10 protein-coding genes are annotated in these 14,045 nt (G+C 66.7%); 4 read left to right on the top strand and 6 right to left on the bottom strand.

The window, feature by feature from the left end; translation table 11 throughout:
- Positions 1–33: 33 nt before the first annotated feature.
- The 6 genes from PEP31012_RS02550 to PEP31012_RS02575 form a co-directional block, all read right to left on the bottom strand.
- Positions 34–1,557, bottom strand: coding sequence for a glucan biosynthesis protein G (locus tag PEP31012_RS02550; RefSeq protein WP_150587754.1), 1,524 nt, complete (start codon positions 1,555–1,557; stop codon positions 34–36).
- A gap of 430 nt (positions 1,558–1,987) precedes the next feature.
- The gene (locus PEP31012_RS02555) at positions 1,988–2,968 is read right to left on the bottom strand and encodes an alpha/beta hydrolase family protein (protein WP_150587755.1); all 981 of its coding nucleotides are present in this window, start codon (positions 2,966–2,968) and stop codon (positions 1,988–1,990) included.
- A gap of 269 nt (positions 2,969–3,237) precedes the next feature.
- Positions 3,238–4,512 (bottom strand): cyanate transporter, encoded by a 1,275-nt coding sequence (locus PEP31012_RS02560; protein WP_150587756.1) that lies wholly within the window; start codon positions 4,510–4,512, stop codon positions 3,238–3,240.
- Positions 4,509–5,708 (bottom strand): amidohydrolase family protein, encoded by a 1,200-nt coding sequence (locus tag PEP31012_RS02565; protein WP_150587757.1) that lies wholly within the window; start codon positions 5,706–5,708, stop codon positions 4,509–4,511. The genes PEP31012_RS02560 and PEP31012_RS02565 overlap by 4 nt, the downstream gene beginning before the upstream one ends.
- A gap of 19 nt (positions 5,709–5,727) precedes the next feature.
- Positions 5,728–7,203: a sodium:solute symporter family protein gene (locus tag PEP31012_RS02570; RefSeq protein WP_150587758.1), complete on the bottom strand. Its 1,476-nt coding sequence runs from the start codon at positions 7,201–7,203 to the stop codon at positions 5,728–5,730.
- Positions 7,200–7,436, bottom strand: a complete 237-nt coding sequence (locus PEP31012_RS02575; RefSeq protein ID WP_150587759.1) for a DUF3311 domain-containing protein — start codon at positions 7,434–7,436, stop codon at positions 7,200–7,202. Before PEP31012_RS02575 ends, PEP31012_RS02570 begins: the two co-directional genes overlap by 4 nt.
- Before the next feature lie 314 nt (positions 7,437–7,750).
- Between PEP31012_RS02575 and PEP31012_RS02580 the strand changes: the two genes are divergently transcribed.
- The 4 genes from PEP31012_RS02580 to PEP31012_RS02595 all read left to right on the top strand — a co-directional run bounded on the left by PEP31012_RS02580 (position 7,751) and on the right by PEP31012_RS02595 (position 14,005).
- Positions 7,751–8,539 (top strand): GntR family transcriptional regulator, encoded by a 789-nt coding sequence (locus PEP31012_RS02580; RefSeq protein WP_246171110.1) that lies wholly within the window; start codon positions 7,751–7,753, stop codon positions 8,537–8,539.
- Between the two features lie 208 nt (positions 8,540–8,747).
- Entirely contained in the window at positions 8,748–10,049 is a 1,302-nt protein-coding gene (locus PEP31012_RS02585; protein WP_150587760.1) for a UDP-N-acetylglucosamine 1-carboxyvinyltransferase, read from the top strand.
- Between the two features lie 426 nt (positions 10,050–10,475).
- Positions 10,476–11,240: a response regulator transcription factor gene (locus PEP31012_RS02590; protein WP_246171133.1), complete on the top strand. Its 765-nt coding sequence runs from the start codon at positions 10,476–10,478 to the stop codon at positions 11,238–11,240.
- Positions 11,237–14,005 carry a hybrid sensor histidine kinase/response regulator gene (locus tag PEP31012_RS02595; RefSeq protein ID WP_150587761.1) on the top strand — a complete coding sequence of 923 codons (2,769 nt, stop codon included), beginning with the start codon at positions 11,237–11,239 and terminating at the stop codon, positions 14,003–14,005. The genes PEP31012_RS02590 and PEP31012_RS02595 overlap by 4 nt, the downstream gene beginning before the upstream one ends.
- Positions 14,006–14,045 lie beyond the last annotated feature (40 nt).

Consider the following 14,045-nt stretch of genomic DNA (forward strand, 5'->3'; position numbering starts at 1 on the left):
ACAGTTCATCGACCGGAATATCGGAACGGTCGCTCATTCGGGGGGTAACAGGTAGCTCCACGTTTCGGATAGGGTATTACTGCCGTTGCGCAAATAAGCGCGCATTTCGACGGGTTTTTCGGCATCGACACGGCGCATGCGGAGCATGACGCGATAGCCGCCCGTGACGTCATTGCGTTGCGTCTGCACTTCAAGGATCTTGCCATTGCCGTCGATGGATACGTTCCCTTCGACCTTGGCATCCTCCGGCAGTTTCTTGAGCGCGGGGCCCTCGAAATCCAGCGCGAACAGCAGACTGTCGTCGGGTTTGCCCCGGTAGCCGTGTCCCCGTCGGCTTTGCGACACCCACGCCATTGGCGGACGCTTGTCATTTTCCTTCTGCCACGATAGCCGGTATTCGATCGAATACGCTTGCTTGGGCTTGGGCGGCGCATCGGGCACCCAATACGCCACGATATTGTCGTTGGTCTCGTCGGGCGTGGGAATCTGCACCAACTCCACGCGACCCGCCCCCCACTTGCCCTTGGGCTCGACCCACGCGCTCGGGCGCGATTCGTAGCGATCGTCCAGGTCCTGGTAGTCGCCGAAGTCGCGGTCGCGCTGCTGCAGCCCGAACCCGGCCGGATTCGACAGGGCGAACGAGGACACGAGCAGACGCTTCGGATTGACCAGCGGGCGCCAGATCCACTCACCGGTGCCGGACTGGATGGACAGGCCATCCGAGTCATGCACTTCAGGACGATAGTCGGGTACCGCCGCCGGCTGGTTCTCCCCATAGAAGAACATGCTCGTGAGCGGCGCGATGCCCAGCTTGGTGACGTTCTCCCGCAGGAACAGCTCGGCCTTCACATCGACCGTCGTATCGACGCCCGGGCGCAGCGTGAAGCGATACGCGCCCGTCGCGCGCGGCGAATCGAGCAACGCGTAGATTGTCAGTTCCTTGGCGCCGGGCGCCGGGCGCTGGATCCAGAACTCGGTGAAGCGCGGAAACTCCTCGCCGGAATTGAGCGCGGTGTCGAGCGCCAGCCCGCGCGCGGACAGGCCATACGTCTGGTTCTTGCCCAGCGCGCGGAAATAGCTCGCGCCGAGGAACACCATCACTTCGTCCTTGTATTTCGGGGTGTTCACAGGGAAGTGGATGCGAAAACCCGCGAAGCCAAGGCCGCGCAACTGCTTCGGATCGACCTTCAGCGCACCGAAATCAAACATGTCCGGGCTGTAGCGCAGTTCATGCACCCGGTTGCCGGCCAGTTCGTTGATCTTCACCGGACGGTCGTAATACGAGCCCTCATGGAAGAACATCAGCTCGAACGGCAGCTTCTGCGCACGCCACAACGCCTTTTCGGGTTTGAAACGGATATTGCGATAGCGGTCGTAAGTCAGATTCTGCAACGCCTTGGGCAGATTCGGATCCTTCGGCTTATAGCGATTGTTCGCGAGCGTGCGCGCCTGCTTGGCGACGTCGTCGAACGAGAACGCATGCGCGGCGCCGGAGATCAAGGCGCAAACACTGAGTACGCTGGCAAGTGCCAGGCGCAAGGCACGGTGGGAAATCATGCGGGAAACGTGATTGGGCAGGAATTCCATCGGCAGTGGAGATAGCGTGTAACGCGCGTGCCGACCGTAGTCAGCGTGCGCCGAACGCGCAATTTTACCCGTTCAATTACCGATTGACTAAAGATGCATCGGCAAAACCTTCGAAGCGGGCACTCACATTATCTCAATCATCCGCCGGGACACCACGCCAAGCGCGTCACAAATTTGTGACGATTTGTGACCGATCGGCAAATGGGAAAGATTTCGCCGCCTTTTTCACCGCCTTTTCTACCGATTTCCCTCTGCGCCGTGCCGATGAGGTACCGGCCCGGCGGCTGATGGCTGATGGCTGATGGCTGATGGCTGATGGCTGATGGCTGACGACACATGTTGGCAGCTCGCCTTCGGTCGGCCAGGCGTCGCCTTGCCTGCATCCCCTGCATCCGCTCAGCTACTTGGCTTCGAACTTCACACCGGCCGCCGGCGTGGGGACAGCGCACCGCTGCATGCGCAGGTTATCGAGAAAACGCTGGATCAACGGCAACACCTTGGCCTCGATATCACCGTGCCCGTAGCCGAAACCGGCGAAGTTGAAATGCGTGGCGCCGTCGACCACGGCGAGCCAGTGACACCCGGCCGGCAGGTCCGCGTAGGGCTCGGTGCGCGACTGCCATTTGCCGTCCAGCGGCGCGTCGCGCGTGCCGGTCACGAGCAGCACCGGCTTGCGGATGTCATGCCATGCGTCCGACGGAAAAATCGGACCGGGCCCCTGCGGGGAGAGGGCGATGTAGCCGTCGAAACGGTCGTCGCTGCCGAGCCCGAGCTTGTTCCTGGCGCCCGCCTCGATCATCACTGTGGCCGCCCCCATGGAGTGGCCAGCGAAGACGGCCGGCCCGGACCGGCATTGCGTTCGCGCCCAATGCAGCGCCGCCCCAGTGTCTTCGAGTCGGTCGTCATACGCTTCGGGATCCGTAGTGAGTGCCAGCAAACCGTCGCGCAACCCACCGCTGCGCACGCGATCGCGCAAGGATTCGTGCCCGCTCTGCTTGTGGGCCATGGTCACGGTCAGCCAACCGTATTGCGAGAGCGCGCGCCCCAACCAGGAGAGCGCATCGCGGTCGTCACCCGCACCGGGACTCAGTACCGCCACGCCGCGACAGACCGATGGCGGCCGGAAGACATGCAGGTTGGCATACGCGCCATCGCTGCGCGGCGCGCGCTGGTCGACGCCGGTCGGCGGCACGGCCTTCGACGTTGCGGGTGCGATCGGGGTGGGAACCGGCGCGGCACCGACCGCCGGACGCTCCGGCAAGATCGTGTCGGCCGCCGCGGCGAGCGAGGGGAATGCTGCGAACAACGTCGCGCCGACGCTGCAGGCACCGAGCGCGACGAGCATCGTCCCGAACGATCGACCCACGGCCCTGCGCGACATTCCGAGCATCCGTTCTCCCTTGGTATCCAGCGGTGCGCCGGCCAAGCACGCCAAGCCGGCCGACGGGCCAGCCCCCAGGTCTCGTGCCAAAGGCCTGCTGCGACATCACACGACGATCCATCTTAGCGCGGATTGCGTAGGGACTCCGCAGGAATTTTGCCCAAGGAATACGTGTCTCGCGTGCGCAACGCACACGGCGTGCCGCACGCACATCAGGCCCGCACGTTAACCGGACTTCGAGCACACTTCAAGCGCACTTCGCGGGCAAGTCAGACGCGCAGTGGACGGCCGCCGGGTGCGTCGCGCGACAGGCGAAGCGCCGACGCATAGCCGGCAGGGTCGAAGCGCCAGGTCAGTGCGATCAGCGCGACGTTGAGCCCGATGAGCCCGATCCACGACGGCGTGAAACTGCCGGTGAGATCGAGCACCGCCCCGGCGACGAACGGCGCGAGCGCCGCGATGCAGAAACCCACGCCTTGCATGAACGCCGCCAGCGCTGCCGCATGACGCGGGTGCGTATGGTGATCGAGCGCGAGCACGAGCCCAAGCGAGAAGGTGCCGCCCAGCCCGAAGCCGATGGCGCCGATCCACGCCCACGCGGCGGTCACCGGCGCGAGCGCCAGCCCGACGAGTCCGCCGAGGGTGGCCGCGAGCGCGAGCGTGAGCCAGCGACGGCGATCGACACGACGGCGCGCCAGCCAGGGCAGCGTCAGTGCGGCGACGACCTGACAGGCCGTCAGTGCGGCCAGCAGCGCACCGCTGCGCGTCGCGCTCATGCCGTGCTGCTGATAGAACGGCGGCAGCCACGCGACCATCGTCGTATAGGTGCAGTTGATAAGGCCAAAGTACACGGCGAGCGTCCAGGCGCGGCGCTTGCGCAGCAGGTCGCGCATCGACGGCACACCGTCGGCCGGCGACGCGACACACTCGCTTGCCGCCTGGGAGGCCGCTCGCAAGTCCTTCGCCGTCGTCGCCGGCGAGGTCGCTGACGTCACCGCCGTGCGAACCAGCGGCGCGCGCCACCAGGCCAGCGCGGCGGCGCAGACGACCCCGAGCCATATCCCCAGCCCGACGCGCCAGTCACCCGCGTCGCGCGCCGCCCACGGGCTGATCGCGGCGCCAAGCCCGCCACCGCCCATGAGCGCCGCCGAGTACAACCCCATCATCGCGGTCATGCGCGCAGCGCTGTAGTTCGCCTTCACGATACCGGGCAGCAGCGCCTGGATGATGGCGATGCCGATGCCCGACGCAAGCGCCGTGGCAATCATCGTCGCGGTGTCATCGGCCACGAAACGCACACCGCACGCGAGGGCGAGCGCCGCCAGTCCGGCCAGCACGCCACGACGCTCACCGACGCGGCGCGTCAGTCCGCTCGCCGCAAACGCGCCCGCGCCCATCGCGAGCACCGGCAGCGACGTGAGCAATGCCGCCACGGGATAGGTCATTCCCGTAGCCGCGCGAATTTGCGGCAGCAGCGGGCTGATGGACGTGAGCGTCGGCCGCAGCGTCAGCCCGACCGCGACGATGGCCAGCCAGAGGGTCATACGGCCACGCCTTCACTCACCACGAGGTGGCCGTTCGCCACCACCCAGCGACGCGGCGCTCGCGTAACGATCGCCTGCGCGGCATTCACCGCATCGACGAGCACCAGGTCGGCGCGCGCCCCCACCTGCAGGCCGTAGTCGTCGAACCCGCAGACCCTCGCCCCCTGATAGGTGACGCAATTGAGCGCGATCTCCAGCTCGTCGTCGCGACGCAGGTTGTAACGCAGTCCGATCATCATGGCGCGCTCGAGCATGTCGGGCGAGCCGTAGGGCGTCCAGGTGTCGCGAATGCCGTCGTTGCCGCCCGCCAGCGCAACGCCAGCGCGGCGGCACGCCATGAGCGGCGGCACGATACGCGACGGCGGCGCCGTGGTGATCAGCGCGACGCCGGCATCGGCCAGACGCGCGAGCCACGCCTCGGTGCGCGCGGCATCCAGTTCTCCCAGACAAAACGCGTGCGACACCACGACCTTGCCTTGCATGCCAAGCGCGGCGATACGCTCGAGCATCAGTTCGAGCGAGAAGATCCCCATCTCGCCCGGCTCGTGCAGATGGATGTCGACGGGACACCCGTGCTTGTCGGCCAGCGCAAACATCGCGTCGAGCGAGGCCTTCGGGTCGCGGTCGATGGCACACGGATCGAGCCAGCCGAGCACGTCCGCGCCGCGCGCGAGCGCGTCGTCGAGCAAGGCCGCAGTGCCCGCGCGTTCGAGCACGCCCGACTGCGGGAACGCGACGATCTGCATGTCGAGGGTGTTCGCCAGCGCGTCGCGCGTGCCGAGCACGCCGTCGAGATGGCGCAGGCCCGCGTCGGTATCGATGTCGACGTGGGTGCGCAACCGCGTGGTGCCCGCCGCGAGGAACGCCCGAGCGAGCGCGAGCGACGCGACGCCCGCGTCATGTGCACTCTCGGCACGCCACTGGCGTTCGTTGTCGATGCGGTCGATGAGCCGCGCGCCGCACGCATTGACGTACCACGGCATGCCCCACACGGTCTTGTCCAGATGGGTGTGCGACTCCACGAGCCCGGGCAGCAGCAATGCGCCGCCCGCATCGATCTGGCGAACGCCGCCGCCCGCCCCGCTCACCTCGCCCGGCAGCGACGGCGCCAGTGCGGCGATCCGCCCGTGCTCGACGCGCACGTCGACCGGCGCGCCATCGAGGCCGCGTGCATTGCGAATCTCCAGTGTTGTCATGTCTTCCTCAATCTCCGCGTCAGGTGCCCTGCGGAACGCCTGCCGCCACGTTGCGCGAGCGCGTGAGCAAGCTGACGACCGCGAACGTCAGCGCATTCACCGCGAGCGCCACCAGCCCCATGTTGATCGATCCCACGGTATCCGATGCGCCGGGCATCAAGGTGCGCAGGTTGACGTCGAGCCCTACTGCTGCCGCCAGCACGAGCGCCCCGGCCCCAATCCCCGCGAACGCGCCGTACTTGTTGCCGAACGGACGCGGCAGCAGGCTTGACACGAACGACGGGAACAGTTGCGTGAGCAGGCTCGACGCGAACAGCGCGAGCGCCACGAACGTCGCCCCGCCACGCAGCACGAAGCCCACCGCCACCAGCCCGAAGACCGGCAGCACGCGCTTGGCGAGCTTACCCACGAAGGCGTCGCTCGCGCGCGGCGCAAAGCCGTCGCGGTAGATGTTCTTCGCGATCAGTGTCGACGCGTTGAGCAGAATCATCGAACCGGGCACCAGCGCGGTCAACACCCCGACGCCGCCGATCACGCCCACGAACCACGGCGAGAACGTCTGCTTGACGATGCGCAGCAGCGCCAGATCCGAATCCGCGCCGCTCAGGCCCGGCACTTGCAGGATCGCCGCAAAGCCCACGAAGAACATGAACGCGATGACCATCTGGTAGAGCGGCATCAGAATCGTGTTCTTGCGCACCGCACTTTCGGTCTTGGCCGCGTACACCGAGGTGAACACGTACGGATACAGGTAGTAGCCAAGCGACGTGAGAAGAATCGTGGAGTTGTACCAGGACAGTGTCAGGCCGCTCGTGGGCATCTGCAAAAAGCCCGGTCGCGCCGCCTCGATGCGGTCGAACATGGCGCCGAAACCGCCGAAGTAGTGCAGCGGCAGGTAGAGGCCGAGGAACACCGCGATCACGAGAATCAGGATGTCCTTGTAGATCGCAATGCTCGCGGAGCCGTGAATGCCCGACACCGTGATGTAGACCACCATCGCGATGGCGCCGCACCAGATCGCGACCACCGGGGGAATCGTGCCGTACGACGCCTCCGAGACGATGATGCCCAGGCCGCGCAACTGAATGATGAGCAGCGCGCTCATGCCGAGCACGGCCACCAGCGAGACGACGACACCCAGTGCCCGCGAGCGGTAGGCCGTCGCGAAGAAGTCGGAGAACGACACACAGCCGTGTCGCGTCGCATGACGCCACGCCGCCGGCAACATCCAGTAGCCGAGCAGATAGGCAAGCGCCCCGTAAGCGAGGATGTAAAAGGCGGGCGGCCCTTTGCTGTACGCCCATCCGCTCGCGCCAAGGAACGTAAATGTCGAGAACGCTTCGCCCGCCATCAGCAGGAAGACGAGCAGCGTGCCGAAGCCGCGCCCGCCCACGGCCCACTGCTCCAGGCTCATGGTGCGTCCGCGCCGGGCGCGCAACCCGATGAAGAGCGCAAAGGCGAGAAACGCCGCAATGACGGTCAGGGCGGCGTTCATGATGTCGCTCCGTCGCGCTCGCGCGCATCGTTCGTCGACGCCCGCGCCGCCTCACGCGAACCGTCGAAACGGAACATCACCCCCATGACCACCGACGTGAGCAACAACCAGACGATATTCCACGCCATCAGGAACGGCAGCCCCGCCAGACGGGTGCCCACGTGTTCGGCCAGCCAACCGCCGCTGTAAAAGGCCGCAATGGGAAGTGCGGCCAGGCAATGTACAGATTTCATGATGTCTCCAGACCCCAGGGGATACAACGTTCGGCCGCTCGACAGCGCGCGCGACCCACTCGATGGCTTGACCACTTCAACCGTGTCCGGCGGCATGACGCATCGCCTCGATTTGTCACATCATCAACCAAACACACATAAATGGTTAACCATTTTTGTTGACCATTATCGGCAACGATGTGCCGAAATGCAAGGTCGCAATGGCGGGAGGGTCAAAACCGAGGGTTTTCCGGGAGGCACCCCCGACAGGCGAAGGGGGCCGGGTACAATGCGCCCCACACCCACGTGAACCGCGTCTTTCAAGGAGATGAGGCTTGAGCCGCACCGCAGCACCGACGTCCCCGCCCGACGCGTCCCGCATCGAGGCTGCCCCGGATCTGCCGTCCGTCGACGACGGCATGCCGGGCAGCGCGGGGCAGCAGATCGAGGCACGCGTCTACGCGGCCATTTCGCAGGCGCTGCTCTCGGGCAAGCTGCGGCCGGGCATGCCGCTGCGCGAGCGCAATCTGGCGCAAGCGCTCGATTGCACCCGCGGCGCGGTGCGCAAGGTGCTCGCCCGGCTTGGCTTCGAAGGCAAGCTGGTGCTCGAACCCAACCGGGGCGCGTTCGTCCCGCAGCCGTCGCTCGACGACATCCGGCAGACCTACCGCGCGCGCCGCGTGCTGGAAAGCGGCGTGATCGCGAGCGTTTGCGGGCAATTGAGCGCCGCGCAGCTCGCGGCGCTCGACGCGCACGTGGCGCAGGAAGCCCGTTCGCATGCGGAGGGCACGCACGAGCGCTCGATTCGTCTGGCGGGCGAGTTTCATCTGACATTGATCGGCATGGCGCAGAGTGTCGAACTCGATACGTTCGCGCGCCAGCTCGTGGCCAAGACGGAGCTTTACAAGGCGCTCTACGATCCGGCGGAATTCATGCATTGCGCGCCGACCGAGCACGCCCAACTCGTCGGCCAGTTGCGCGACGGCAAGACGCAGGCCGCGATGGCGCTCGCCACGGCGCACCTCGACGAACTCGAAGCGCGGGTGCTCACCCGCGCGGCCGCCGCCGAGACACCGGACTTCCGCGCCATTTTTGCCGAAGCGTTCGCGGGCCCGGGGTCATAAGCGTCTGCCTGCCGTGCCCCGACGACGCACGCGATACACCAAGCCGTCGCCCGTCAAGCGGCGCGGCATTCCCACCACGGGTGTGGGGGATCGCGTGGCACACACCCCCGAATCGGGGGTATATTGCGCCTGTTTGCGACGGGTCTGCGCCCGCCAGCCACTTTCGCCCCCGCCCGATATACCCAAGCACGAAGCCCGAAGGAAGCCCATGTCCCATCTGGTAGTCCACGGCGGCCAGCCGCTACGCGGCCGCATTACCCCCTCCGCCAACAAGAATGCCGTTCTCCCGGTGCTGTGCGCCACGTTGCTTACCGATCAGCCCGTGCGCCTCATCGGCGTGCCCGAGATCACCGACGTTCGCAAGATCCTCGACATCTTCCGTCAGCTCGGCAGCGATGTCAGCGTCGATTTCGACACCGGCACGCTCGACATCCACCATCGCGATACGCGCTTCGATCCGCGCACCGACCATCTGCCCGAAGAGATGCGCTCGTCGATCATGCTCGTGCCGCCGCTGCTCGCGCGTTTCGGCGTTGCCCGCATCGAAGACAACATCAAGGGCTGCACGCTCGGCGTGCGCGAGATCGATCCGCATATCGAGGTGCTGCGGCATTTCGGCGGACGTGTCGAGCGCACCGAAGGCTCGCTGCTCATCCACGCCGACGAGACGCGCCCCGCGATCCATCACTGGCTCGATTACGCGTCGGTGACCACCACGGAAAACTTCGTGCTGTGCGCGGCAACGGCCAGGGGCCGCTCGCAACTGAACAACGCGGCGTCCGAGCCTCACGTGCAGGAATTCTGCCGCTTCATGCAAATGCTCGGCGTGCCCATCGAGGGCGTCGGCACGTCGCAGCTCGCGATCGAAGGCGTGGAGCGCTTCGGCGGCGGCGAATTCCGCTTCGCCGAAGACTTCCATGAGATCACCACGTTCCTGGCGCTTGGCGCCATCACCGGCGGCGAAATCACGGTCAAGAACACGGCGCCGGACCAGTTCCCGCTCATCGACCGCACGTTCGCGAAGTTCGGGGTGAAGGTCGAGCACCGCGACGGTTGGTCGACGGCCACCGCGCAGGGCAAGCTCAAGGTGCAGGCGCCGTTCACGCAGAACATCCTGACGAAAGTCGAAGCGGCGCCGTGGCCGTATTTCCCGGTCGACCTGCTGCCGATCTTCATCGCGCTGGGGGTCAAGGCCGAAGGCAGCGCCATGTTCTGGAACAAGGTCTATGACGGCGCGATGGGCTGGTCGACAGAACTGTCGAAGTTCGGCGCGCACGTGTTCCAGTCCGATCCGCACCGCCTGATCACGTTCGGCGGCGTGCCGCTCTCGCCGGCCGTCGTGGAGAGTCCGTACATCATCCGCGTGGCGATCGCGCTGCTGATGGTGGCGGCGAGCATCGACGGGCAATCGACGATCAAGAACGCCGATCCGATCCGGCGCGCGCATCCGCGCTTCGTCGAGAACCTGTGCTCGGTGGGCGCGAACGTCGTCTGGACGACGCAAGACTGAGTCCGCCCTGCTCTCAGGTTCGCGCCGTTGGCCGGCCCCCCCGGGGGGCCGGGCTCGCCAGATGGGACACGCCAGCGGTGGACGACCCCCCGATCGCCCCGCACCGGTCTTCGCCCCGGCGAACCCGACAAACGACCTTAACCGAGCCGCTCGCGTCAGCCACTGCCGTCCCTTTGCCCAACGGCATATCACGTTTGCCCGCGGGAAATATATTTCCCGCGGGCCGATACGCCCCTCCCTCGCGGCCAAGCGCGATCGGGCGAATGTGAAAGAATGGCGGCCATCATGAATGATCGTCCCCTGCCCCCGCCGCCGCGGGCCGCGCATGGCGCCCGACTTCCGGGCGACGCGTGGCCGGCCACACCGCATGCCCGCCAGTTGTCGGGCGTGCGCGTGCTCGTCGTCGACGACAACCAGGAAGACCGCATGCTGTTGATGGATTTCCTCAGCCAGCAGGGGTGTCGCGTCTACATCGCACACGATGGTCGCGATGGGTACACCAAGGCGCGCACCGTGCAGCCCGACCTGATTCTCATGGATATCCGCATGCCCGTGTGCGACGGGCTTGGCGCCTGCCGCCTGCTCAAGGCCGACCCCGGCACCCGGCACATTCCGCTGATCTTCCTGACGGCAGCCGCGCTGCCCGGCGAACGCGTGGCGGGACTGTCGGCCGGCGCGGTCGATTACGTCACCAAGCCTTACGATTTCGAAGAAGTGCGTCTGCGTCTGTCGATCCATCTGAAGGCGACGACACCCGTGCCAACGCCGGATGGTGCCGGCGAGAACAACAAGCTCACGCCACTGCCAGTGCAGGCGCACACGCTCGACGCCGTGCTCTTTCGCGCCACGCGCGCGCTGCTGCTCGACCGACTCGATGCGACGCCCGAACTCGCCGGTCTCGCCAGCGCGGTCGGCACCAACACGCGCCGCCTCAACCTGGCATTTCGACGGTGCGTCGGCGTGACCGTGTTCGACTTTCTGCGCGAAGAGCGCATGAAGGAAGCGCGCCGCTTGCTCTCGGAGACCTCGCTCGACGTGCAGGACATCGCCAGCGCGGTCGGCTTCGCGAGCGCCGCCAATTTCGCGACCGCGTTTCGCGAGCGCTTCGGCATGCCGCCAAGCGGCTTTCGCGAACATGCCGCGCAAGTCCCGCACCCGACTGACGCTGTGGGAGCGCCGCCCGCCCCATGAACGCGTTGCCCTCGCGCCTGCCGACGCACGGGCTGCGCCGGGTGGTCATCGCCTGGCGGGCCCTCGCGGCCCTCTTCCTCGCGCTGGTGCTGCACGCCGGGGCCGGCATGGCCGCACCGGCGAGCGCCTCCGCGTTCACGAGCGCGCCCATCGATCTCGCGAGCGCGGCGTCACCGCTCAAGCTTGACACCCAACTGCGATTGCTGGAAGACCCATCCGCGCGCCTCGACGCCGCGCAGGCGCTGGCCGCCCCCGGCTGGCGCGAGGTGTCCCCGCACATGCTCAATCCCGGCTACAGCCGCTCGGCGTTCTGGCTGACGGGCAGTGTCGAGAATCTCGGCACCGTGTCGGTCACGCGCTGGTTGAGCATTGGCATCGTGCGGCTGGAAGATGTGCGCTATTACACGATGCCCGTCGGCGGCCGGCAGCCGGATATCCAGTGGCTGGCCGGGCACACCATCCCGCTCGACCGGCACCCGATCGCATCGGAGACCTCCGTCTTCCCCATCACGCTCGCCCCGAGCGAGCGACTGACGTTCCTCGTGCGCGTAGAAACACGATCGTCGGTGAGCATGGTGCCGCAGCTCTGGCGTCCGGACGACTTCCGCCTGGCCGAATCACGCAATGCGATGGTCACCATGCTGCTGGTGGGCTCCATGCTTTCCGTCGCAATGTACGCCCTTGTCCTCGGCATTGCGCGACGCGATCCCGTGTTCGTGCTGCTCGCGCTCACTACGATGACACAGGTCGCACAAGACATGGCGTTCCAGGGCTTCCTGTATCGCTACCTCCTGCCGCAAGGCGGTGAATTCGTCGTGCGTGCGCCGAGCTTCTTCTCGACACTGACGGTGGCCTGCTTCAGTGCGATGGTGACCATCTTCGCCGGATTGAACCGCGTGCGGCTCTGGCGCTGGACCTATCGCGCCATGATCGCCCTCATGGGTGTGATGGCGGTCTGGGTGGCGTTCGGCGATCACCGGAGCGCCGCGTTCACACACCTGCAACTGCTCATGGTCTTCAACGTCGTCTGGATCGTATCGCTCGTCGACGGCTGGCGACGCGGCTTCGCCAATGCGCGGCTGTGTTTGCTGTCGTTCTCGCCGGGCTGCCTCGTGCTGTTCTGGCGGCTGGCGATCATCAACGGCCTGCTGCCGGAAGACTGGCTGGCCAACACGGCGATGGCGTGGAGCACGAACATCTCCGTGCTGCTCATGCTCACCATCCTCGTGGCGGGACGCTCGCGCGAACTCGTTCGCGAACAGCGGGCGGCGCAACGTGAAGTCCTGCAGACGCGTCGCGAGGAGCAGGCGCGACTCGCCAATGCCGTCGATGCGCGCACGCGTGAATTGCAGGCCGCGCTCATCGCCGCGGACGAGGCCAACAGCGCCAAGAGCGACTTCCTCGCACGCATCAGTCACGATCTGCGCACGCCGCTCACGTCCATCATTGGCTTTGCTGATCTGGTGCAGTCGGGCGGGCGCGAAGATGCCGACCGCGGACGCATCATCCGCCGCAGCGCGCATCACATGCTCGCCATGATCAACGACCTGATCGAGTACGCGAGCGGCGGCGCGGCCGACCCGCTGCATGTCGCGCCGGTCTACACCCATGCGTTCGTCGACGGCATGGCGCACGAGGGCATGAGCCTCGCGAGCAAGCACGGCAATGCCTTCCTGCTTGACGTGCGTGCCCCGTTGCCGCCCCTGCTCGCGTTCGATGCCAAGCGCGTACGCCAGGTGCTCGGCAATCTGCTGGACAACGCCGCGAAGTACACCGCCAACGGGACGATCACCCTCTCGCTCTCGGCGACGCCGGACGCGACACGTGCCGATATCGTGCAGGTGTGTTTCGGCGTGGAGGATTCCGGTTGCGGCATCGCCAAGGACGACCTGCCTCGCGTCTTCGAACCCTTTGCGAGACTCGACGGGGCGAGGCGCCTGCCGGGGGTGGGCCTCGGGCTGGCCATCGTGCGGCAATGGGTCGAACGCATGGACGGCACGATCATCGTCGACAGCACGCTCGATGTCGGCACCCGCGTCGCGTTCACGTTGCCGTTGCGCGTGGCACGCGAGGCCGATCTGGTGCCGCAGTGGCCCACCGGAGCGGCCCATGCGCTGCCGCCGATCGATGGCAACGGGCATCACGTCTGGCTCGCCGAAGACTCGCCGGAGATCCGGCAATTCCTGCGTGACGAACTCACGAGTCTCGGCTTCACGGTGCGCACGTTCGCCGACGGCGTGGCGCTGATCGCCGCGCTCGGCAATCCGCAGCAGACGGTGCCAGATCTCGTGCTCACCGATCACATGATGCCCAACGCCGACGGACTCGCCGTCGCCCGGGCCACGCGCCGCCACTGGCCCGACGTGCCCGTGCTGGCCGTCTCCGCCTCGCCGCAGATGGTGGCGGACAGCGGCTACGACGCCTGCCTGCTCAAGCCCATCGAACTTGCCGACCTGCGCAATACGCTCGCGCGCCTGCTCGATCTGCCGCGCGCCGACGCACCGGCAAGCGACGCGGATCGCGGCGCGGCAAGCCCGATGCGCGATGCCCCCTGTGTGCGGCCGTCGCGCGAGCATCTGGGCCAGGCCCGCCAGTTGATCGCGATGGGCGCCATGACCGATCTGATGGAGTGGGCGCGTGAACTGAGCGATCAGGCCCCGGCATTCGATGGCTTTGCCCGGTACGTTCACCAACTCGCGCAGCGCGGCGATCTGGCCGGGCTGACCGAGGTGTGCCAGACGCCTGCGGTACCGGCTTCCGCCTGAACGTCTGGCGCAACGTCTGGCGCAAAGCAAACGGCACGCC

Origin of the sequence: Pandoraea eparura (assembly GCF_902459725.1) — a bacterium.
In the GTDB taxonomy this organism is placed as follows: Bacteria; Pseudomonadota; Gammaproteobacteria; order Burkholderiales; family Burkholderiaceae; genus Pandoraea; species Pandoraea eparura.